A 19,590-nucleotide genomic window follows, 5' to 3' on the forward strand; every position below is an offset into this window, starting at 1 on the left:
AGCAGGGCCCTGCCGGGCCTGCCTCGGTTCTAGCCAGAGGCGCCGAGGCTGACCGCCATCAGCTGGCCGAGGGCGAGGCCGCCGTCGTTGCAGGGAATCCGCCGGGGCCAGAGCGGCTCGATGCCGGCGCGGCGCAGGCCGTCCACCGTCAGGCTGAGCAGCAGGCGGTTCTGGAAGCAGCCGCCGCCCAGCAGCAGCCGCTCCAGCTCCAGACGCTCGGCGAGGGCCACCAGCGCCTCGGCGAGGGCGTGGTGGAAGCCCAGGGCGATGGGCCCTGCGGCCACCCCCCGGCGCAGATCGTCGAGCAGGTGCAGCAGCAGGGGCTGCCAGTCGAGCAGCCAGGGCTCGCCTCCGTCCCGCACTCCGTCCAGCAGGGGCAGGACGTAGGGCCTGGGGGGCGTGGAGCGCTCGGCGGCCTGGCTGGCGGCGGCCTCCAGGGCCAGGGCCGCCTGGCCCTCGAAGCTGCAGCGCTGCTGCAGACCCAGCAGGGAGGCCACGGCATCGAACAGACGACCGACGCTGGAGCACCACGGGCTCTGCAGGCCCCGCTCCAGCAGGCGCGTGAGCACCCGCCGCTCCTCGGCCGTGAAGGCCCCCAGCGGCGCCAGTTCCGCCGCCTGATCCAGACCCGCCGCTCCCCCGGCGGCGAAGAGCAGGCCCAGGGCCGCCCGCCGCGGTTCCCGCATCGCCCGCTCCGCCCCCGGCAGGGGAAAGGGCCGCAGCCGCGCCACCACGCTGAAGCCGGCCTGCTCCAGGCGCAGCACTTCGCCGCCCCAGACCGTGCCGTCGCTGCCCTGGCCGGCCCCGTCCCAGGCGGCCCCCACCTGGGGTGGTGTGAGCCCGTGCTCCGCCAGGCAGGCCAGCAGGTGGGCGTGGTGGTGCTGCACCCCCAGCGGCGCGGCGTGACCGCCGGCCGCAGCTAGCTCCAGGCCGATCCGCTGGGAGAGGTAGCCGGGGTGCAGATCCACGGCGTAGCTGGCGGGATCCAGCCGGTGGCGCCCCAGGGCGGCCGCCAGGCTGCGGCGGTAGTGGCGCTCGCCGGCCTCGGTGCCGAGATCACCGAGATGGGGGCCGAGCAAGGCCCGCCGGCCCCAGCCGATGGCCAGGGCCCCCTTGAGCTGGCCGCCCATGGCCACCGCCGTGGCGGGGCCCGGCAGCTCGACGGCGCTGGGGGCGTAGCCACGGGCATGGCGCAGCAGCATCGCCTCGCCGCAGACCACCTGGGCGATGGAGTCATCCACGGGGTTGAGGATCGCTCTGTCGTGCAGTAAGACGCCATCGGCCAGGTCCGCCAGTTCGCGCAGGGCGGTGCTGTCGTCGTGGCAGAGCGGGTTCCCGCTTCGGTTGCCGCTGGTGGCCACCAGCGGTTCAGCCAGCAGCTCCAGCAGCAGCAGGTGCAGGGGACTGCTGGGCAGCATCACGCCCAGCCAGGGGTTGGCCGGGGCCACAGCGGCGCACACTCCCCCCTGGCCACGGCGGCGCAGCAGCAGGATCGGCGCCGCTGCTGAATCCAGCAGCTGGGCTTCCGCCGGACTCAGTAGGCAGTGGCGCCGCACCCAGGCCAGGCCCGGGGCCATCAGCGCCAGGGGCTTCTCGGGGCGGCCCTTGCGCCGCCGCAGTTCCGCCACTGCCGCCTTTGAGCGGGCCCGCGCCAGCAGCTGGAAGCCACCGACGCCCTTGAGGGCAACGATCTGATCCGCCATCAGCGCGGCAGCGGCCGCCCGCAGGCAGGGGCTGAGTCGCCTTGGGTCCGGCTCACGGGGATCGCTCAAGGTCTCGAGGCCGCCCCTGGCCCACCAGCTCAGCCGCGGTCCGCAGCGGGGGCAGGCGATGGTCTGGCCGTGGCAGCGGCGATTGGCTGGATCGTCGTAGTCGCCCTGGCAGGCGGGGCAGAGCGGGAAGGGCGCCAGGCTGGTGTTCTGCCGCTCGAAGGGCAGCGCCCCCAGCAGGCTGTAGCGCGGGCCGCAGCTCACGCAGCTGATGAAGGGGTAGCCACAGCGGCGGTCGACGGGGTCGCGCAGCTCGGCGCGGCAGGCGGCACAGGGGGCCAGATCCGGCTGGATCAGCGCCCAGCGCACCGGGCCTTGATCACCCTTTCCAGCCGGCTCCGCCGCAGGAGCCGGCTGGATGGCGAAGCCCGCCGCCCCTTGCTCGGGGGCCAGCTCCTGGCGGCTGATCCGGTCGATGCGGCCCTGGGGGGGCAGCTGCTGCTGCAGCCGTTGCAGCAGGGTGCCGAGGGCCTCAGCGGGCCCCTGCAGCTCCAGCCGCACCCCGGCGCCGGTGTTGCAGACCTGGCCGGAGAGGCCCAGCTCCTGTGCCAGCCGCGCCACCAGGGGCCGGAAGCCCACCCCCTGCACCAGCCCCTCGATCTCCAGCCGCTGGCGGCGGATCACACCAGCGCCCCCTGGCGCTGGTGGCTCAGCCAGTGCAGCAATGGCTCCATCCCCTCGCCGCTGCGGGCCGAGAGCTCGAAGATGCGCGCCTGGGGCGCCACCCCGGCAATGGCCGCCAGGGCCTGGGGGCGATCGAAGCCCACGGCTTCAGCCAGGTCAACTTTGTTGATCACCACCCCATCGGCCGACTGGAACAGGGCCGGGTACTTGAGCGGCTTGTCCTCTCCTTCGGTGACCGAGAGCAGCACCAGGCGAAGGCGTTCGCCCAGGTCGAAGGCGGTGGGGCAGACCAGATTGCCGACGTTCTCGATCAGCAGCAGCTCCATCCCGCCTGTGTCGAGCTGGTCGAAGGCTCGATCCACCAGCGAGGCCTCCAGATGGCAGAGGTCACCGGTCTGGATCTGAATGGCGCGGGCGCCGGCGGAGCGCAGGCGGCGGGCGTCGTTGTCGGTGGCCAGATCACCCACGATCACCCCCACCGGGCCATGGGCCCACTGGCGGGCGAGGCGCTCCAGCAGGGCGGTCTTGCCGGCGCCGGGCCCTGAGAGCACGTTCACCACCAGCAGCCCGGTGGCGGCGAAGCGCTCCCGGTTGCGCTCGGCATTGCCGTCGTTGCGCTCCAGCAGGTTGTGGCGCAGCTGGAGGGTGCGGCTGGGCTGACCGCAGGAGCAGTGGGAGCACATGGCGGGGCCGGATGCGTTGTGCTCAGTCTGGAGATAGAGGACGCCCGTGACCGGATCGTTGAATGATCCGCAGCGTCAGTTCTCACTCCTCAGCTCTCGGTCCTGCTAGGAGCGACACACCCCTGGATGGGGCCGCCCCGTTGTCCGTCCCGCTGCCATGGCCCGGCCTTACCAACCATCGCTGCTGCGCAGCCTGCACGGCACCACGGCGCTGCTGGTGCTGGCCTGCTCGGGCAGTGGACTGCTGGTGTACAGCCGCTACGACGGCCGCTGGGGCCGTCTGCCGTTCGAGCCTGGCGGCGACTGGATCGATCTCCACGGCAGCGTCGGCGTGGCGCTCTGGCCCCTGGCGCTGCTGTTCGCCCTTTACAGCTTCACCATCGGCGCCCGCCGCTTGCGGCGGCCAGCCAACGCCGCTGCCCTGCTGGCCCTGGCTCTGGCGGTCGGCAGTGGCAAGCTGATGCAGGAAGACTGGCTGCGGCAGGGCCAACTCCACCACCTGGTGTACGGCCTGCACCTGCTGGCCTGGCTGGTGATCAGCGCTGCGGTACTCGGCCACCTGGCGGGGGTGGTGGGCACGGGCGGCATCCCCCTGGCCCGCTCGATGTTCAGCCTGCGCCACCGGCCCGGCGACCAACCGCGCGACTGGCTGGGGCAGATGAAGCGCCAGTTCACCGGGGGCCGCTGATCCACGAGTTGATCCCCGCATCCTCCGGTTGAAGGTGCGGACAGCCCTCAAGGATGGGAGAGGGCTCGGGGCTGGATTTCACTGATTGAGCACATCTTTCTTGTGCTGAGGTGCGGCGGCGATGGCGGCCACCTTGGCCCTGAGCTCTGAGGAAACATCCATGTCCTCCAGGGTGAGCATCAGGTCTTCGGCAACGGCATCAAAGTGTTGGGGGTTCAAGCCTTGCTGGGCAACCAATTCTTTGTGGGCTTCCCGCATGTGGCGGCCATCGTATTGATCAATATCGCCATAAGCATAAGTCAGGAAAGATTTTTGATGGGCCCGATGCTTGATCATGTCAACGCCCGCAAAAAAAGTGCTTGTTTCGATCGTCGCTCAGCACTCGCTCGTAGAACTTGTCCGCGGCCAGATCCACGGTAGCGGCTCCGCCGAGTTGATCAAACAAGGATGTCATGTTGGCTGAATGTAAGAAGTGGAGGTGTGGATGAGAGGACTGGACTCGAAGATCCAGCAGCTCTGCGGCATGAGGGTCTCGATACCTCCCCCTCAGGACACCTCCAGCCCGATCAGCTCCAGCTCCCGCCCCGCCAGCACTTCCGCCGCCAGGGAGCCGCAGTGCGGGCAGGCCAGGATCACGTCTTCGGGCTCGAATGGCACTCCGCAAAGCCCGCAGCGGCAGAGGGTGGGCACCACCTCCAGCTCCAACCGGGCACCGGCAGCCACCTCTTCGGCCATCACCACCTCAAAGGCGAAGCGGAGCGCGTCGGGGTCCACCCCGCAGAGCCGTCCCAGCCTGAGCCGCAGGCTGTGAATCCGCTGGGCGCCCTCGGCCGCCGCCGCCTCCAGGGCGATTCGCTGCACCTCCTCCATCAGAGCCAGCTCATGCATCGCCGCACCAGCGCCCCACAGCCGCCAGGGCCTCGGGCAGCAGGGCGGCGGTGGCGGCTGTGAGCTCCGTGCCCAGCTCGAAGCTGTGGGCGCGCACCAACAACTGCCAGGCGGGCGGGGTGCGGCCATAGAGGCTGCAGGCCAGCTGCAGCAGGGCGCCTGGGCTGGCGTGGTGGCTCAGGGGTTGGGGGCCTGGAGACCACCGCGGCAGCTGCGCCAGTGTCCAGCCGGGGTCCGGACAGGCCGCCGCCAGAGCTGCGTCCACGAACAAGACCCGTGCCGCTTCCGCCAAGCGTGGTGCCAGCTCGGGGGTGAGCTGGGGGATCGCCAGCACCTCGAGCCCCGGTCGGCTCCAGCCCTCCACCCGCTCGGCGATCAGGAGGCCGACGCCGTCGTCCTGGCGGAGGCCATTGCCCCAGCCGATCAGCAGATCGTGGCGCCGCTGCCACTCACCTGTGCTCACTCCCGCCACCGTTCGCGCAGCAGCTCCCCCTCGGGGCCGATCAGCTGCACATGCAACGGCATCTGGCCGGCGGCGTGGGTGGAGCACGAGAGGCAGGGATCAAAGCAGCGGATGCCGGCCTCCACCCGGTTGAGCAGGCCCTCGGCGATCTCCGGCACGCCGGCAACGGCCGGGCCTGCCTGGATGTATTGGCGGGCAATCTGGGTGATCGTGCGGTTCATCGCCCGGTTGTTCTGGCCGGTGGCGATGATCAGATTCACCGCCTCGATCAGTCCGTCTGAGTCGACGCGGTAGTGGTGAAAGAGGGTGCCGCGGGGCGCTTCGCTCACGCCCACCGCCTCGCGGGCATTCACCCCGGCATGGGCGCGCACGTGGGTGTCGCACAGGGCGGGATCATCGAGCAGCGCCTCGATCGCCTCCAGGGCGGCGAGGATCTCGATCAGCCGGGCCAGGTGATACAGGAAAGAGCTGGTGACCACCCGGCCGCCGCGCTGGCGCAGCTCCAGCAGCTCCCGGTCGGCCTGCTCGTGGCCGATGCGCTCGCAGACGTTGAGGCGGGCCAGCGGACCCACCCGGTAGCTGCCCGCTTCAGGGCCCAGCGGTTTGTAATAGGGGAACTTCAGGTAGGTGGAGGGGTCCACTGCTTCGGCCAGCAGGCCGCCCAGCTGCACGGCGCTGAGGCCATCGGTCGGCAGCTCGGCCGTCACCAGTGCGCCCGTGCTGTCGATCAGACGCAGGCGGCCGCCGTAATGCTCCCACCGGCCATCCGGCCCCACCAGCCCCATGAACAGGGAGGGAAAGTCGCCGAACACAGCGGCTTCCGTCACCAGCGGCCCATCCAGCAGGCGTTTGAACAGATCGAGGGCGCCGCGGGTGGTGGCGACGGCCTCGCTCAGGCGTGAGCGGATCCAGTCGCGGTCGGCCGGCTGCAGCGGGCTGCGCACGCCTCCGGGCACCGCCCAGGCCGGATGGATCTTGCGTCCACCCAGCCGCTCGATCACCGCCTGGCCGAACTGGCGCAGACGGATGCCACCGCGGGCCAGTTCGGGATCGGCGGCGATCAGCCCGAACACATTGCGCTGAGCCGGGTCGCTGTCCCAGCCGAGCAGGAAATCGGGGCTGCTGAGGTGAAAGAAGGAGAGCGCGTGCGACTGGATGATCTGGGCCAGGTTCATCAGCCTCCGCAGCCGCTCGGCCGCCGGCGGAATCGTGACCACCAGCAGCTGGTCGCCGGTCTTGGCGGCCGCCAGCAGGTGGCTCACCGGGCAGATGCCACAGATGCGCGCTGTGATCGACGCCATCTCGCTGAAGGGCCGCCCGACGCAAAAGGCCTCGAAGCCGCGGAATTCACCCACATGGAAGTGGGCGCTGATCACGGCGCCGCTGGCGTCGAGATGAATCGAAATTTTGGCGTGGCCTTCGATACGGGTGACCGGATCGATCAGGATCGTGCGGGTCATGGCGGATCAGGCCGTCACCACCAGGCTAGAAGCGCTCCCTGGCTCCGTCTGCCTGTCCAACCGCTGTTCACCGCGCCTCCATTCATGGGTTTCCGCTACCTCAACACGATCGCCGCCCAGCACAACCTGCAGGATTTTCTAGAGCTCGCCGATCTGGCGGTGGGGGGCGGTAAGGATGCGGGCAACGTGTTCCTGCTCTCCCATCGGCTGAGGGACTCGAATCCGATGAAGCTGTGCACCCGGATCCTGGAGAAGGACCCGGCCTCCGCCGCCCTGATCAAGGAACGCCGCCTCTGCGGCCCCTACGACGTGGAGGCCCTCGCCGCCCTGCCCAAGGGCAGCCTCGGCCACACCTACGCCACGGTGCTGAACACCCACGGCTACGACATCAACTTCTTCCCTGATCCGGCCTTTTACAACAATCTGGAAACTGACGCTGATTACATCAACTACCGGGTGTTCGCCACCCATGATCTTCACCACATCCTCAGCGGCTACAGCCTCGACAATTACGGTGAAATCGGGGTGATCAGCATCAGCGTGGGTCAGTTCAACCATCCCGGCCTGGGCTTCACCGATCTGATCTCACTGATGCTGAGCTGGCTGATGGGCAGCACACCCGCCAGCGAACTCAGCAGCGTTGAGGATCAGGCCCGCACGGCCAGGGCGATCCTGCGGCTGATCGTGGATGGGCTCGATACCGGCGCCGCCGCCAAGCGGCTGTTTCCGGTGATCTGGGAGCAGCGCATGGGACAGGACCTCGAGGAGCTGCGCGCTGAGCTGGGCATCACGCCGGTGCGCGAAGGCGTGCGCAGCTGGTACAGCAACCCCGAGGTGGCCGCGGCCCTGGCGGCCTGAGCCCCCTCAGCCGAAGCGGATCATCTCCGGGCCCTCCATCAGCGGCTGCTCGCCCCGCAGCAGGGCGTCGAGAACGGCGCGGATGCGCTCGGCTGGCGGGGGGCAACCCGGCAGGAACAGATCCACCGGCACCAACTCATGCACTGGCAGCACCCGCTCCAGCAGCTCGGGCACCAGGCCCGGGGCGTGGGGCCACTGGGCGCTGCCGTCGGCCAGCTCCAGGTAGGAGCGATCGAGTACGGCGGCGGGACCTGCGAGCGGGTTGCGCAGGCCAGGCACGTTGGCGGTGATGGCGCAGTCGCCGAAGGACACCAGCAGGCGGCTGCGCTGGCGCACCTGATAGATCAGGGCCAGGTTGTCGCTGTTGCCCACGCCCCCCTCCACCAGGGCCACATCCACGGCCTCGGGGTAGGTCTTGGTGTCGGAGGCGATCGGCGAGAAGACCATCTCGATGCGCGGCGCCAGCTCGATCAGCCACTCGTCGAGATCCAGGAACGACATGTGGCAGCCGGAGCAGCCCGCCAGCCAGACCGTGGCCAGACGCAGCTTCGGCAGCTTTGCGGCCAGGCTCATGGGGCCTCCTGGCGGGCATGGCGGGCCCGCAGCAGGGCCGCCAGCCGGCTGGGATCCTCGTGCTTCTCCCCCTCGCTGTCGCCCTTGTGGAACAGGGCGCCGGTGGGGCAGACCATGACGCACTTGCCGCAGTCGGTGCAGGCGTCGACGGCGCCCCAGGGCTGATCGAGCCCGGCGATGATCCGGCAGTGCTCCCCCCGCCAGGCCACATCCCAGACGTGGGCGCCCTCCACCTCGTCGCAGACGCGCACGCAGCGGCTGCAGAGGATGCAGCGGTTGTGGTCGAGCCCGAATCGCGGGTGGGAGAGGTCGACGGGGCGATCAGGGAAGCGGTAGGGCAGGCGGGCGTGGTCCATGCCCACCTCTACGGCGCGGTCCTGCAGTTCGCAATGGCCGTTGGCCACGCACACGGCGCAGACGTGGTTGCCCTCGGTGAACAGCAGCTCGATCACCGTTCGCCGGATCTCCTGGAGGCGGGGAGTGGCGGTATGCACCACCATGCCTTCGCTCACCGGGGTGATGCAGGCCGGCTGGAGTTTGGCGCTGCCCTCAATCTCCACCAGGCACAGCCGGCAGGCGGCCACCGGCGAGAGGCCCTCCAGGTGGCAGAGGGTGGGGATGACCACGCCGGCGTCGCGCGCGGCCTCCAGCACGGTGGCGTCGTCGGCGCTGGCCACATCGCGGCCGTCGATGCGCAGGGTGCGCACGCTCATGGCGCCTCCAGCCGTGCGAGGTACTCGCCGCGGAAGTAGCGCAGGGTGCTCAGCATCGGTTTTGGGGCGCTCTGGCCCAGGCCGCAGAGGCTGGTGTCCATCACCATGGCCCCGAGCGTTTCGAGCTGATCGAGGTCGGCGTGGCTGGCCTGGCCAGCCAGGATCTTCTCCAGCAGCCCATGCAGTTGCACGGTGCCGGCGCGGCAGGGCACGCACTTGCCGCACGACTCCTCACGGCAGAAGGCCATGAAATAGGCGGCCAAAGCCACCATGTCGGTGCTCTGATCCAGCACCACCATGCCGCCGGAGCCCATGATCGTGCCCAGGGCCTGGAGGCTTTCGTAGTCGAGTGGGGTGTCGAGCTGATCGGCCGGCACGCAGCCACCGGAAGGTCCGCCGGTCTGCACCGCTTTGACGGCGGAGCCGTGCGGGCTGCCCTCGCCCATCTCCAGCACGACCGTGGCCAGGCTGGTGCCCATCGGCACTTCCACCAGGCCGCCGCGGCGCACGTGGCCGGTGAGGCTGAACACCTTGGTGCCGCTGCTGCCGGCGCTGCCGATGGCGGCGAACCAGTCGGCGCCTTCCCGCAGGATCGGCGCCACGTTGGCGAAGGTTTCGACGTTGTTGATCAGGGTGGGTCTCCCGCCCACGCCGCGCTCAGCGGGATAGGGGGGTCTGGGGCGCGGCGTGCCGCGTTTGCCCTCGATCGAGGCGATCAGCGCCGTTTCCTCGCCGCAGACATAGGCGCCGGCCCCCACCCGCAGCTCCAGCGTGAAGCCGAAACCCGTGCCGAACAGCCCCGCCCCGAGCCGGCCCCGATCCACGGCCTGCTCGATCGCCAGGCGCAGCCGCTCGATCGCCAGCTCGTATTCGGCGCGGATGTAGATGAATCCGTGGTCGGCCCCCACCGCATAAGCGGCGATCGCCATTCCCTCCAGCACCCGATGGGGATCGCCCTCCAGCACGGCGCGGTCCATGAAGGCGCCGGGATCGCCTTCATCGGCGTTGCAGACCACCACCTTGCGGGCCCCAGGCATGCGGGCCACGGTGGCCCACTTGAGGCCGGTGGGATAGCCGGCGCCGCCACGGCCGCGCAGGCCGCTGCGCTGCAGTTCCGTCACCACCTGCTCCGGGCTCCAGCCCTGCAGCACCCGCTCCAGCTGGCCGTAGGCCCCCACGGCGATCGCCTGCTCCAGGTCGGTGGGATCGATCAGGCCGCAGTGCTCCAGCACGATCCGCCGTTGGCGCTGGAAGAACGGCTCGCTGAGATCCAGGCGCTGGCCCCTGGCGGGGGCCCACTCCAGCGGCGTCGCCTGGTCAGAGCTCTGATGCAGCCGCCGGGCCAGAGCGGCCACCAGGGTTTCGGCGTCCTGCGGGTCCACACCGGCATAGAGATCGCCATCGGGATCGAGGGCAAGCAGCGGGCCCTGGCTGCAGGGGCCCAGGCAGCCCACCGGTCGCAGCTGGATCTGGTCCCCCAGTTCGCCCCTGGAGATGGCCGTGTTCAGGGCCTCCATCAGGGCGCCGGAGCCCCTGGCCAGGCAGCCCGCCGAAGCGCAGTAGCGCAGGCCGCTCATGGCTCCAGCTCCTGCAGCCAGCGGCGCAGGCCGGCGACGGTCTGCTGACGGCCGATGCTGTCGTCGATCTGCACCAGGGGCGCGTCGCTGCAGGTGCCCAGGCAGCGCACCTCCGAGAGACTCACCCAGCCATCCCCGCGCCTGGCGCCCAGCTTCAGCCCCAGGTCCTCCTCCATGGCGGCGATCAGGGCCGGGGCCCCCTGGATCTGGCAGGCGGTGCCGGTGCAGACCACGCAGCGGTGGCGGGCCGGCGGCTGGAAACGGAAGAGGTGATAGAAGCTGGCGGTCCCCTTCACCCGGCTGAGGGGCAGCTGCAGACGCTCCGCCACGTGACGCAGCAGCGGATCGCTGAGGTGGCCGTAGCACTGCTGGGCGCCATGGAGCACCTCGATCAGGGCATCGGCCCGGCTGTGGTGACGCAGCAGCAGGGGCTCAAGGGCCGCAAAGGGGGCACTGGCAGTGGCCATGGGGACCCGAACCCAGACCTCAAAACTAGGAAGGGCGGGCTCGCCCCCCCAGGAGCAGCACTTAACGTGAACTTCTCTTTACAGCGGTTCCCCCTGAACACCGGTCTCACTCGATTTCTCTATTCCCTGGGGCCGGTCTTCATCCTGTTGTCCCACATCGGTTGCCTGCTGCTGCTGGTCACCGGCCTGAGCCTGGCGGCCGCCGGCTGGGCCCTGGCCCTCTACCTGATCCGGATGCTGGCCACCACCGCGATCTATCACCGCCTGATCACCCATGGCAGCTACCGGGCCCCCAGGCCGGTGCACTGGATCGGCTCATTGGTGGGGGCTTCGTCGGGGCAGATGGGCCCGAGCTGGTGGAAGGCCCACCACCTGGCCCACCACCGCCACGTCGACACCGGCCTCGACCCCCACTCCCCCCTGGCGCCCCAGGCGGGCCTGAGCGGGTTCTGGCACTCACAGGTGGGCTGGCTGCTGGTGCCTTCGTTTTTCCCGGAGCGGCTGCCGGCCGATGTGGAGGCCGATCCGGTGATGCGCCTGATCGATCGGCTGCATTTCTTGCCGCTGCTGGCACTGGGCGGGTTGTCGTATGCCCTGGGAGGCCTGGAGTGGCTGGCGGCGTTCTTCCTCAGCACCACCCTTCTCTTCCACGGGGTGGCCACGGTGAATTCCGTGGCCCACCTGTCCGGTGAGCGGCCGTTTCTCACTGACGACAGGAGCCGCAACAACGGCTGGGTGGCGCTGATCACCCTCGGCGAGGGCTGGCACAACCTGCACCACGCCTTCCAGTGGTCGGTGCGGCAGGGCTTCGGGGTGCGCGAGGGACGCGTGCTGCGGCTGCCCGATCCCACCTATGCCTTCATCCGCGGCCTGGAGCGCTGTGGCTGGGCTGATCGCCTGCGCCTGCCGGCCGCGGAGGATCTGCTGGAGCGGGCTCGCCCATGAGCTCCTGCCACTGGGCCCTCAGGCTGTGGGGGAGCGGCCGCGGCTGGTAATCGCGGGGGTCAGGGGGACCATGGCGCAGCACGGCATTCACCACCGTGGCGTAGTGGCGGCTTGTGTTGATCGCCCCGTAGGGAACGCCGGGAGGAATGCGCACCAGCCGGCCGTCCTCCAGCACCACCAGCTCGAGGGAGCCGCGCAGCAGGATCAGTTGATCGGTCTGGCGGCGGTGGCAGAAGAGGGAGACGGGCTGATGGGGGGGCGAGATCGGCGACCAGGGTTTCGTCGCTGGGCTGGGCGTGGCTGAACAGGGCATTGCCTGAGGCGGTGCGCTCCAGGGCAGCAGCTCGACGCGCCGTGTCAGGGCCATGGGATGGACCACTCGGAGTTACAAGATTTGTCAACGTTGTTGACAAATCACCGGAGCGGTCGGCGCTTCGGCTACCGAATGGCGCGCAGGTGAGGGAATGCTGGTGGGGCTGCAGGGCACCAGCAGCCGGGGGATGGGGGAACGGGCCGTGCTGGATTCGAACCAGCGACCGTGCGATTAGAAGTCGCATGCTCTATCCAGCTGAGCTAACGGCCCATCGCCTCAGCCTAGATTGGGATGCTGCGCAACTTGCTCGATGGTGGCCTCCCGGCTCAGTGATGCCCAGAAACAGGAGCTGGTGCAGCGGTGGCGAGCCGGTGAATCCAGCGCGGCCCTTGCCGACAGCTTCGGCTGCAGCCCCAACACCGTGACGCGGGTGGTGAAACTCGCCCTCGCTCCCGAGCTCTACGAGCAGCTCAAAAAGGAACGCGGCCGCCCCGTGGCTCAGCTGGAAGCCCCCCCGGCAACAGCTCCCAGCCCGGCGGCCACGCAGGAGCTTGCCGCCGGAAGGATTGCCGACGGTGTTCCCGGTCCGGCAGGCGAACCCGATCTCGAATCCAAATCCGATCCTGCGGGCGATCTCGATCTCGAGGCGGTGAACGAACTCGAGGTGGTGAACGAACTCGATCCAGCCATCGACGACGATGACGGCACCGGCCCGGGTGTGCTGGCGATTGATGACGCCGATGACTTCGGCGAGGACGTCGACGGAGATGACAGCGAGGGCGACGGCAGCGACGATGGTGATGACACCGACGCTGAGGGCAATGTCTTCACGATGGTGCCGGTGGTGGCGGGTGCCCACTTCAGCGCTGCGGCTGCGGGACTGCAGGAGCGCTCGGCGGTGGTCTGCCAGCCCCTGGAGAGCGCTCCCCTGCCCGCCAGCCTTTACATGCTGGTGGATAAGACGGTGGAGCTGCAGACCAGGCCCCTGAGTGACTTCCCCGAACTCGGTGCCCTCCCCGACGACGAGCAGGCGCGCCAAGCTCTGGTGGTGTTCGCCAATCCGCGCCAGGCCAAGCGCCAGTGCGGTCGCACCCAGCGGGTGATCAAGATGCCCGACAGCCAGGTGATCCAGCGCACCGCCACCTATCTGGTGGGCCAGGGCATCACCCGGCTGGTGCTGGAGGGGGCGTTGTACGCCCTTCCCGGCAGCTGATCCTGTCGGTCAGTCCCGGCGGGGCAGCAGCAGGGCCGTGGCGCTGCCGCCGCTGATCACCCCCGCCGCCAGGGCCAGCCCCACCAGGAAGCCGCTGGGCAGGGGTGCGCTGCGGCCGATCCCCAGTCGCAGGCTGGGACGCTCCTCCAGGTTCTGGGCGCCGAGGCAGAGGATCACCAGCAGCAGCAGGCCGCCGCCGAGGCTGGTGAGCAACAGGCGCAGGCGCAGCAGCATGGCCGAGGCGGAGGGGAGGGGAGCCGTTCGGTCCTCAGCATGGCCCATCCAGTGGGGAGGCCCTCACTTCGGTTGGTGCAGCAGGGCGTAAAGGCTGCGGCGGGAGAGGCCGGTCTCGGCTGCCAGCTGGCGGGCCGCATCACTGGCGCTCAGACCTGAGGCCACCTTCTGGCGCAGCTCCTCGGTCAGATCAGCGTCGCTGCGCAGGGGCGCCTGCTCCGGCGTGGCACCGCCGAGCACCAGGGTGAACTCCCCCCGGGGCGGCACCCGCCGGAAGTGCTCCAGGGCGGCGCCCACGCTGGGCCCGATCTGCTGCTCATGGCGTTTGGTCAGCTCCCGCGTCACCTGCAGCGGCCGCTCACCGAGGGTGGTGAGCAGGTCGTCGAGCAGCTCGATCAGCCGGTGGGGCGCCTCGAAGAGCACCAGGGTGCGCTCCTCGGCGGCCAGCTCCTGCAGTCGCTGGCGGCGCAGGCTGGCCTTGGCCGGCAGGAACCCTTCGAAGCAGAAGCGAGCACAGGGCAGACCACTGCTCACGAGTGCCGTGGTTACGGCGCAGGGGCCGGGCACGCAGATCACCGGATGGCCGCCGGCGCGGGCGGCCGCCACCAGCGCCTCGCCGGGATCGGAGATGCCCGGCAGGCCCGCGTCGCTGATCACCGCCAGGCTTTCGCCCGCCGTGAGGGCCGCGAGCAGTTCGGGGATGCGGGCGGTCTGGTTGTGCTGGTGAAAGCTGAGCAGACGGCTGCGGATGCCCAGGCCGGCCAGCAGCTGGCCGCTGTGGCGGGTGTCCTCGCAGGCGATGCGATCCACCCCCTCCAGCACCCGCCGGGCCCGGGGGGAGAGATCGCCCAGGTTGCCGATCGGTGTTCCCACCAGATACAGCACCCCGGCGGCGGGTTCGCTGGCTTGCTCCACAATGCGGCTCTGTCCGACCCTGACCGTGTCCATGATGGCTGCCCCCTGCCTGCCCGCCGGCCTTGATCTCGAGGAGCTGCTGGTACTGCTGCGGCGCCTGTGTTGGGAGTCGGCAGCGATTCTGAGGGCCTACGCCCGCGGCGTGCAACCCCCCTTTGGCTATGGGGAGGCCCTGAGCGTGGATGAGGGCGGTGAGGGTCCGGTGACGGCGGCTGATCTGGCGGTGAACCAGCACCTGCTGGAGGGCCTCGCCGGGGCCTTCCCCAACGCCCCATGGACCCTGCTGAGCGAGGAGACCGCCAAGGAGCAGCTCAGCGCCGGTGTGCCCCTGGAGGCCGACTGGCTCTGGATCCTTGATCCCCTCGATGGCACCAAGGATTTCCTTCAGGGCAGCGGTGAGTACGCGGTGCATCTGGCGCTGGTGCATCAGGGCCAGCCGGTGCTCGGGGTGGTGCTGCTGCCGGAGAAGCATGAGCTCTGGTTCGGTCTGGTAGGGGCGGCGGCTGAGGAGTTGATCGGGGGTGCCTGGCGGGAGAATCCGGCCGGCCAGCGTTTTGCGCCCCAGCTGAGCGAGCGACGCGAGCCGGCGGAGCTGGTGCTGGTGGCCAGCCGCAACCACCGCGACCAGCGGCTGGAGCAGCTGGTGGGGGCCCTGGGGCTGGGATCGTCACTGGCGGTGGGCAGCGTGGGCTGCAAGGTGGCCACGATCCTGCGCGGCGAAACCGACCTTTACCTCTCCCTCTCAGGCCACAGTGCCCCCAAGGACTGGGACATGGCGGCGCCGGAGGCGGTGCTGCGGGCAGCGGGCGGGGCCTTCAGCCACGCCGATGGCCGTCCCCTCAGCTACAACAACGGCGATGGACTGCAGGCCGGTTGTCTGATCGCCAGCCATGGCCTGGCCCATGCCGAACTGTGTGAGCGTGCCGCCGCCGCCATGGCGCGAATCGATCCGGGCTTCGTGGTTTGAGGTCTCCCAGCTCAGCCTCGTGCGCGACCACGGTCGTTCTCGAACTCCGTTCAAGCACTCCGATCTCGCGGTCGGGCGGACACGCTCGGATCAAGAGATGATCCAGCCGGTGAAGTTGTTTTTCTCAGGTCGCAGGTAACACTGCCGTTTCGCAACCGAGTTATTACGGTTCGATTGCTGACCCGAGGGTTGCCATGGCTTGCCACGTCGAGGGCTCCAGACCCCATCACCTCCACCCCGATGCCGACTCCGGCTTTGTGCAGGGTGTGTTGCTTTATGGGCTGGGCTTGATGGTGGTACTCATCGCTGGCTTGCAGGGGGCCAGCGCCCTACGGGAGCAGGCTGCCGAAGCGCTCGTTCGTTCCAATATTCGTCAGCAGCTGCAGCTGGCGTTGATCAACGGTGGCACCTCGCTGATCAGCGCCCCAGCCGGTCCGTTCTCTTACCTGATCGAAACCACGGCAGATGGCTACAGGGTGATGCCGGTAGGGCTGCCGTCCAGGACTTTCTCTGGCAGGACCCTGGTGGGATGTCTGCGGACATCCTCCGGAGCGGTGCAGGTGCAAGCTGGCTTCCATCAGGCCGAGCCGGAGGCCTGTTCGGGGCTGATCGCCTCCACCAATTGAGCCCCTGGCGGCCCGGCTTGAACCCTGCCTGGCCGCTCGCTAGCTTTGGGTTTGTGTCACCAAGCCGATGGTCGACCCTGCCCTCGAGGTTCTCCAGGCCCAGCAGATCCTCAATCAGTTTCTGGCTGAGCAGGGGCAGCCGGCCTTTGTGGATCCGGCCCTGTCCGAGAATTTCCTGGTGGGTCAGGAGATCACCGGCACTGAGGGCAACGACACCCTCACCGGCACCGAGGGCATGGACACGATCCGTGGCCTGGGCGGCGACGACCTGCTGCTGGGCCGTCAGCTCGATGACGTGCTGCGGGGCAACCTTGGCAACGACACCCTGCGCGGGGGTGGCGGTTTCGATTCCCTCTCCGGAGGCCAGGGCAACGACTGGCTCTACGGCGGCGAAGGTGATGATTTCCTCAATGGCAACCGCGGCGATGATCGGCTCTTCGGTGACATTGGAGCTGATCGCTTCGCCCTCTCGCGCGGCAACGATCGCATCGAGGATTTCAACGCCGCCGAAGGCGACAAGGTTCTGATCTTCGGCTTCGGCAGCTTTCTCGATTACGGCAATCTGATCGAGTACGACGAAGTGGCTGATGGGGTGGCGATCACCCGCTATGAGCCTTCCATTGACAGCAATGGACGCTTCATCAGGGACATTGACGGACTGATCGTGCAGGGCGACGTCCTTGGTGTGACCACCGTGGTCGGTGCTGATATCTACTTATGGGATCCTTTCATCGAGCGCACCCTGCAGGATCCACGCTTTGACCCCAGCTTGCAGATCTTCAGCGCCTCGGCCGACCTCGCCAGCGTTGGCGGTGGCTTACTGATCTGAACAGCTGATGCCGTTGAGATGCCGCTGAGCTGCCGTTGCGCTGATTGCAGTTCGAGCGGCGGTTCTGCCCATAAAAAAACCGCCTTCATCTGAGCTGAAAGCGGTTGAAGGGCTTTGAATTGATCCGATGGGCAGGAGCACGGCTTCTGCCTGACTCCCACCACCAGTTCTGATCAGTCCACCGGCACCGGCACCTGCTCCTGAGCTACGCCCCGCAGAGTGAGGTTGATGCGGCCACGGTTGTCGATTTCGCGCACCCGCACGGTGACGGCATCGCCCACCTTGATCACATCTTCCACTTTCTCCACCCGTGCTTCGGAGAGTTGGGAGATGTGGATCATGCCCTCCTTGCCGGGGAGGATCTCCACGAAGGCGCCGATCGGGATGATCCTGGTGACGGAGCCGTTGAACATCTCCCCTTCGCTGATGCGGCGGGTGAGACCTTCGATGATCCGCTGGGCTTCCTCAGCGGCGGCGCCGTCGTGGCTGGCGATCGTGACGATGCCACCGTCTTCGATGTCGATCTTGGTGTTGGTGCGCTCGGTGATGCCCTTGATCGTGCGGCCACCGGGGCCAATCACGGTGCCGATCAGTTCCGGGTCGATGCGGAAGCTGAGCAGTCGCGGGGCATGGGGGGAGAGCACATCGCGGGGCTTGGCGATCGCTTCGAGCATCTTCTCGAGGATGTGCAGCCGGGCCGGGCGGGCCTGGTTGACGGCTTCAGCGATGGTGCTCACCGCCAGACCGCTGATCTTCATGTCCATCTGCAGGGCGGTGATGCCCTTCTCGGTGCCGGCCACCTTGAAGTCCATGTCGCCGAGGAAATCCTCGATGCCCTGGATGTCGGTGAGGATGCGCACCTCATCGCCCTCCTTGATCAGGCCCATGGCGGCGCCGCTCACGGGCGCCTTGAGGGGCACGCCGGCATCCATCAGGGCGAGGGTGCTGCCGCAGACCGAGCCCATGGAGGTGGAGCCGTTGGAGCTGAGGCACTCCGAGACCACCCGCAGCACGTAGGGGAAGCTCTCCTTGGGGGGAAGCACGGGAATGATTGCCCGCTCGGCCAGGGCGCCATGGCCCACCTCGCGGCGGCCGGGGGAGCGCATCGGCCGGGTTTCGCCCACCGAATAGGGGGGGAAGTTGTAGTGGTGCAGGTAGGTCTTCTCACCCATGGGGTTGAGGTCGTCCATCTCCTGGGCATCACTGGGGGTGCCCAGGGTGGCGGTGGAGAGCACCTGGGTGAGCCCGCGCTGGAACAGGCCCGAGCCGTGAACCCGCTTGGGCAGCACGCCCACGGCGGCGCTGATCGGGCGCACCTCATCGAGGTTGCGGCCATCGACCCGCTTGCCCTCGCTGAGGATCTGGGCGCGCATCAGCTTCTTGGTGATGCCCTTGTAGGTGTTGCCGAGGGCCTTGCCCGCAGCGGCCACACGGATCGGATCGTCGTCGGAGAGGCCGGCGATCTTCTGGGCCACGCCCGCCTTGATGCCATCAAGCTGGGCGTCGCGCTCGGCCTTGGTGAGGCTGAACTGCTTGAGCACTTCACCGATGCCGGCGCCGCATTCCTGCTCCAGGAAAGCCGGCAGGGCGGGGTCCTGAACCTGGGGTTCGGGGAACACCTGCTCGATGCCGAGTTCGCTGAGCAGGGTCTGCTGGGCCTTGATCAGTTCGCCCACGGCTTCGTAGCCGAAGTCGATCGCCTCGATCACGTCTTGTTCGGGCAGCTGGTTGGCGCCCGCTTCCACCATCACCACACCGGAGGGGGTGCCGGCCACGATCAGATCCAGCTCGCTGCGCTCAATCTCGCGGTAGCTGGGGTTGAGCACGAAGTCGTCGCCCAGCAGGCCGACGCGCACGGCCGCCATCGGGCCGCTGAAGGGGATTTTCGCCAGCAGGGTGGCGATCGAGGCGCCGGTGACCGCCAGCACATCGGGCGGCACCCGCTCATCCAGTGACAGGCAGGTGGCCACCACCTGCAGGTCGTCGCGCAGCCAGGAGGGGAACAGGGGCCGCAGGGGCCGATCGATCAGGCGGGTGGTGAGAATCGCGCGCTCGGGGGGGCGGCCTTCACGGCGGAAGAAGCTGCCGGGGATGCGCCCGGCGGCGTAGAGGCGCTCCTCGTAATCACAGGTGAGCGGCAGAAAATCGATCCCTTCGCGGCCCTTGGCGCGGGTGGCCGTGACCAGCACGGCGGTGTCCCCGCATTCGATCAACACTGAACCCCCGGCCTGGGGCGCATACAAGCCCGTGGTCAGCCGGATCTCCCGACCATCGAAGGAGACCGTCTGAATCTTTGCTGGCACGTCGTCTTATGTCCGTTTTTATTCACGCACCATTCTCGCATTCGGACCTGCGAGGGCTTGACGACGCAAAAAAGGGTGGCACCTGGCCACCCTCACGCTCTTGATTGGCGCCCTGCCGCCGATGAACAGCCAGAGCCTGAAGCCGCTTACCAGCTCGACTTGACGACGCCGGGCAGCAGACCCTTGTGGGCACGCTCGCGCAGCTGGTTGCGGCAGAGACCGAAATCGCGGTAGTAGCCGCGGGGCTTGCCGGTGGCCCAGCAGCGGTTGCGCACCCGGTTGGGGGCGCTGTTGCGGGGGAGGTTCTGGATCTTGCGGTGGATCTCCAGGCGCTGCATCGGATCAGCGGCCGCCTCAAACGAAGCCTTCAGCTCGGCGCGCTTGACGGCGAAGCGTTCCACAATTTTCTTGCGCTTGACATCGCGCGCAATCATCGACTTCTTCGCCATGCGGCTGCTGCAATTCGTTCAGTGGAGGCCGAG

Annotated in this window: 21 protein-coding genes, 1 tRNA gene and 1 pseudogene; 7 read left to right on the forward strand and 16 right to left on the reverse strand. The window is 68.6% G+C overall.

Annotated elements, in window-relative coordinates; all coding sequences use genetic code 11:
- Window positions 1–29 precede the first annotated feature (29 nt).
- Together hypF and hypB are read right to left on the reverse strand one after the other, a co-directional pair.
- A complete protein-coding gene (hypF, locus tag KBY67_RS02325) occupies window positions 30–2,393 on the reverse strand; it encodes a carbamoyltransferase HypF (protein ID WP_255108291.1) in 2,364 nt (787 codons plus the stop codon).
- The gene (hypB, locus tag KBY67_RS02330; RefSeq protein ID WP_255108293.1) at window positions 2,390–3,076 is read right to left on the reverse strand and encodes a hydrogenase nickel incorporation protein HypB; all 687 of its coding nucleotides are present in this window, start codon (window positions 3,074–3,076) and stop codon (window positions 2,390–2,392) included. The genes hypF and hypB overlap by 4 nt, the downstream gene beginning before the upstream one ends.
- Before the next feature lie 157 nt (window positions 3,077–3,233).
- Between hypB and KBY67_RS02335 the strand changes: the two genes are divergently transcribed.
- Window positions 3,234–3,764: a cytochrome b/b6 domain-containing protein gene (locus tag KBY67_RS02335; protein WP_255108295.1), complete on the forward strand. Its 531-nt coding sequence runs from the start codon at window positions 3,234–3,236 to the stop codon at window positions 3,762–3,764.
- A 78-nt stretch (window positions 3,765–3,842) separates the two neighbouring features.
- Here KBY67_RS02335 and KBY67_RS02340 read toward each other — a convergent pair.
- The 4 genes and pseudogenes from KBY67_RS02340 to KBY67_RS02355 all read right to left on the reverse strand — a co-directional run bounded on the left by KBY67_RS02340 (window position 3,843) and on the right by KBY67_RS02355 (window position 6,575).
- Window positions 3,843–4,218: pseudogene (locus KBY67_RS02340) on the reverse strand (group 1 truncated hemoglobin).
- A gap of 92 nt (window positions 4,219–4,310) precedes the next feature.
- Window positions 4,311–4,652: a hydrogenase maturation nickel metallochaperone HypA gene (hypA, locus tag KBY67_RS02345; RefSeq protein WP_255108296.1), complete on the reverse strand. Its 342-nt coding sequence runs from the start codon at window positions 4,650–4,652 to the stop codon at window positions 4,311–4,313.
- Window positions 4,645–5,115: a hydrogenase maturation protease gene (locus tag KBY67_RS02350; RefSeq protein WP_255108298.1), complete on the reverse strand. Its 471-nt coding sequence runs from the start codon at window positions 5,113–5,115 to the stop codon at window positions 4,645–4,647. Before KBY67_RS02350 ends, hypA begins: the two co-directional genes overlap by 8 nt.
- Entirely contained in the window at window positions 5,112–6,575 is a 1,464-nt protein-coding gene (locus KBY67_RS02355; protein WP_255108301.1) for a Ni/Fe hydrogenase subunit alpha, read from the reverse strand. The genes KBY67_RS02350 and KBY67_RS02355 overlap by 4 nt, the downstream gene beginning before the upstream one ends.
- A gap of 84 nt (window positions 6,576–6,659) precedes the next feature.
- On the opposite strand from KBY67_RS02355, the gene KBY67_RS02360 reads away from it, so the two are divergent.
- The gene (locus tag KBY67_RS02360; protein WP_255108303.1) at window positions 6,660–7,433 is read left to right on the forward strand and encodes a Coq4 family protein; all 774 of its coding nucleotides are present in this window, start codon (window positions 6,660–6,662) and stop codon (window positions 7,431–7,433) included.
- 6 nt (window positions 7,434–7,439) lie between these two features.
- On the opposite strand, the gene KBY67_RS02365 is transcribed toward KBY67_RS02360, so the two are convergent.
- Genes KBY67_RS02365 through KBY67_RS02380 form a run of 4 tightly spaced genes read right to left on the reverse strand, consistent with a single transcriptional unit; the run spans window position 7,440 to window position 10,763 of the window.
- Window positions 7,440–8,006, reverse strand: a complete 567-nt coding sequence (locus tag KBY67_RS02365; protein ID WP_255108305.1) for an oxidoreductase — start codon at window positions 8,004–8,006, stop codon at window positions 7,440–7,442.
- Entirely contained in the window at window positions 8,003–8,719 is a 717-nt protein-coding gene (hoxU, locus tag KBY67_RS02370; RefSeq protein WP_255108307.1) for a bidirectional hydrogenase complex protein HoxU, read from the reverse strand. Before hoxU ends, KBY67_RS02365 begins: the two co-directional genes overlap by 4 nt.
- Window positions 8,716–10,296, reverse strand: coding sequence for a NuoF family protein (locus KBY67_RS02375; protein ID WP_255108309.1), 1,581 nt, complete (start codon window positions 10,294–10,296; stop codon window positions 8,716–8,718). The genes hoxU and KBY67_RS02375 overlap by 4 nt, the downstream gene beginning before the upstream one ends.
- Entirely contained in the window at window positions 10,293–10,763 is a 471-nt protein-coding gene (locus KBY67_RS02380; RefSeq protein WP_255108311.1) for an NAD(P)H-dependent oxidoreductase subunit E, read from the reverse strand. Before KBY67_RS02380 ends, KBY67_RS02375 begins: the two co-directional genes overlap by 4 nt.
- A gap of 66 nt (window positions 10,764–10,829) precedes the next feature.
- Between KBY67_RS02380 and KBY67_RS02385 the strand changes: the two genes are divergently transcribed.
- Window positions 10,830–11,708 (forward strand): acyl-CoA desaturase, encoded by an 879-nt coding sequence (locus KBY67_RS02385; protein ID WP_255108323.1) that lies wholly within the window; start codon window positions 10,830–10,832, stop codon window positions 11,706–11,708.
- On the opposite strand, the gene KBY67_RS02390 is transcribed toward KBY67_RS02385, so the two are convergent.
- On the reverse strand, window positions 11,623–12,075 hold the full coding sequence (locus KBY67_RS02390; protein ID WP_255108325.1) for a cupin domain-containing protein: 453 nt from the start codon (window positions 12,073–12,075) through the stop codon (window positions 11,623–11,625). The genes KBY67_RS02385 and KBY67_RS02390 overlap by 86 nt on opposite strands.
- A 142-nt stretch (window positions 12,076–12,217) precedes the next feature.
- A tRNA-Arg gene (locus KBY67_RS02395) sits at window positions 12,218–12,291 on the reverse strand.
- 40 nt (window positions 12,292–12,331) lie between these two features.
- Here KBY67_RS02395 and KBY67_RS02400 point away from each other — a divergent pair.
- Window positions 12,332–13,234 (forward strand): helix-turn-helix domain-containing protein, encoded by a 903-nt coding sequence (locus tag KBY67_RS02400; RefSeq protein WP_255108328.1) that lies wholly within the window; start codon window positions 12,332–12,334, stop codon window positions 13,232–13,234.
- Between the two features lie 9 nt (window positions 13,235–13,243).
- On the opposite strand, the gene KBY67_RS02405 is transcribed toward KBY67_RS02400, so the two are convergent.
- Together KBY67_RS02405 and rsmI are read right to left on the reverse strand one after the other, a co-directional pair.
- Window positions 13,244–13,468, reverse strand: a complete 225-nt coding sequence (locus KBY67_RS02405; protein WP_255108331.1) for a hypothetical protein — start codon at window positions 13,466–13,468, stop codon at window positions 13,244–13,246.
- Between the two features lie 63 nt (window positions 13,469–13,531).
- On the reverse strand, window positions 13,532–14,416 hold the full coding sequence (gene rsmI / locus KBY67_RS02410) for a 16S rRNA (cytidine(1402)-2'-O)-methyltransferase (protein ID WP_255108334.1): 885 nt from the start codon (window positions 14,414–14,416) through the stop codon (window positions 13,532–13,534).
- Between rsmI and KBY67_RS02415 the strand changes: the two genes are divergently transcribed.
- From KBY67_RS02415 to KBY67_RS02425, 3 genes are all read left to right on the forward strand, one after another.
- Complete coding sequence (locus KBY67_RS02415) at window positions 14,415–15,350, forward strand: 3'(2'),5'-bisphosphate nucleotidase CysQ (protein WP_255108480.1); 936 nt, start codon at window positions 14,415–14,417, stop codon at window positions 15,348–15,350. The genes rsmI and KBY67_RS02415 overlap by 2 nt on opposite strands.
- 194 nt (window positions 15,351–15,544) lie before the next feature.
- Window positions 15,545–15,976 (forward strand): hypothetical protein, encoded by a 432-nt coding sequence (locus KBY67_RS02420; protein ID WP_255108338.1) that lies wholly within the window; start codon window positions 15,545–15,547, stop codon window positions 15,974–15,976.
- A gap of 67 nt (window positions 15,977–16,043) precedes the next feature.
- A complete protein-coding gene (locus KBY67_RS02425) occupies window positions 16,044–16,805 on the forward strand; it encodes a calcium-binding protein (protein ID WP_255108340.1) in 762 nt (253 codons plus the stop codon).
- 173 nt (window positions 16,806–16,978) lie between these two features.
- On the opposite strand, the gene KBY67_RS02430 is transcribed toward KBY67_RS02425, so the two are convergent.
- Together KBY67_RS02430 and rpsN are read right to left on the reverse strand one after the other, a co-directional pair.
- Window positions 16,979–19,108: a polyribonucleotide nucleotidyltransferase gene (locus tag KBY67_RS02430; RefSeq protein ID WP_255108341.1), complete on the reverse strand. Its 2,130-nt coding sequence runs from the start codon at window positions 19,106–19,108 to the stop codon at window positions 16,979–16,981.
- Between the two features lie 146 nt (window positions 19,109–19,254).
- Entirely contained in the window at window positions 19,255–19,557 is a 303-nt protein-coding gene (rpsN, locus tag KBY67_RS02435; protein WP_255108342.1) for a 30S ribosomal protein S14, read from the reverse strand.
- Window positions 19,558–19,590: the final 33 nt, after the last annotated feature.

Origin of the sequence: Synechococcus sp. RedBA-s, assembly GCF_024345495.1 — a bacterium.
GTDB lineage: Bacteria > Cyanobacteriota > Cyanobacteriia > PCC-6307 > Cyanobiaceae > Regnicoccus_A.

Coding starts and splice junctions, on each gene's coding strand:
- hypB (WP_255108293.1), bottom strand. CDS start 3,076: ATGTGCTCCCACTGCTCCTGCGGTCAGCCCAGCCGCACCCTCCAGCTG.
- KBY67_RS02335 (WP_255108295.1), top strand. CDS start 3,234: ATGGCCCGGCCTTACCAACCATCGCTGCTGCGCAGCCTGCACGGCACC.
- hypA (WP_255108296.1), bottom strand. CDS start 4,652: ATGCATGAGCTGGCTCTGATGGAGGAGGTGCAGCGAATCGCCCTGGAG.
- KBY67_RS02355 (WP_255108301.1), bottom strand. CDS start 6,575: ATGACCCGCACGATCCTGATCGATCCGGTCACCCGTATCGAAGGCCAC.
- KBY67_RS02360 (WP_255108303.1), top strand. CDS start 6,660: ATGGGTTTCCGCTACCTCAACACGATCGCCGCCCAGCACAACCTGCAG.
- KBY67_RS02365 (WP_255108305.1), bottom strand. CDS start 8,006: ATGAGCCTGGCCGCAAAGCTGCCGAAGCTGCGTCTGGCCACGGTCTGG.
- hoxU (WP_255108307.1), bottom strand. CDS start 8,719: ATGAGCGTGCGCACCCTGCGCATCGACGGCCGCGATGTGGCCAGCGCC.
- KBY67_RS02375 (WP_255108309.1), bottom strand. CDS start 10,296: ATGAGCGGCCTGCGCTACTGCGCTTCGGCGGGCTGCCTGGCCAGGGGC.
- KBY67_RS02380 (WP_255108311.1), bottom strand. CDS start 10,763: ATGGCCACTGCCAGTGCCCCCTTTGCGGCCCTTGAGCCCCTGCTGCTG.
- KBY67_RS02390 (WP_255108325.1), bottom strand. CDS start 12,075: ATGGCCCTGACACGGCGCGTCGAGCTGCTGCCCTGGAGCGCACCGCCT.
- KBY67_RS02400 (WP_255108328.1), top strand. CDS start 12,332: ATGGTGGCCTCCCGGCTCAGTGATGCCCAGAAACAGGAGCTGGTGCAG.
- KBY67_RS02405 (WP_255108331.1), bottom strand. CDS start 13,468: ATGCTGCTGCGCCTGCGCCTGTTGCTCACCAGCCTCGGCGGCGGCCTG.
- KBY67_RS02415 (WP_255108480.1), top strand. CDS start 14,415: ATGATGGCTGCCCCCTGCCTGCCCGCCGGCCTTGATCTCGAGGAGCTG.
- rsmI (WP_255108334.1), bottom strand. CDS start 14,416: ATGGACACGGTCAGGGTCGGACAGAGCCGCATTGTGGAGCAAGCCAGC.
- KBY67_RS02420 (WP_255108338.1), top strand. CDS start 15,545: ATGGCTTGCCACGTCGAGGGCTCCAGACCCCATCACCTCCACCCCGAT.
- KBY67_RS02425 (WP_255108340.1), top strand. CDS start 16,044: ATGGTCGACCCTGCCCTCGAGGTTCTCCAGGCCCAGCAGATCCTCAAT.
- rpsN (WP_255108342.1), bottom strand. CDS start 19,557: ATGGCGAAGAAGTCGATGATTGCGCGCGATGTCAAGCGCAAGAAAATT.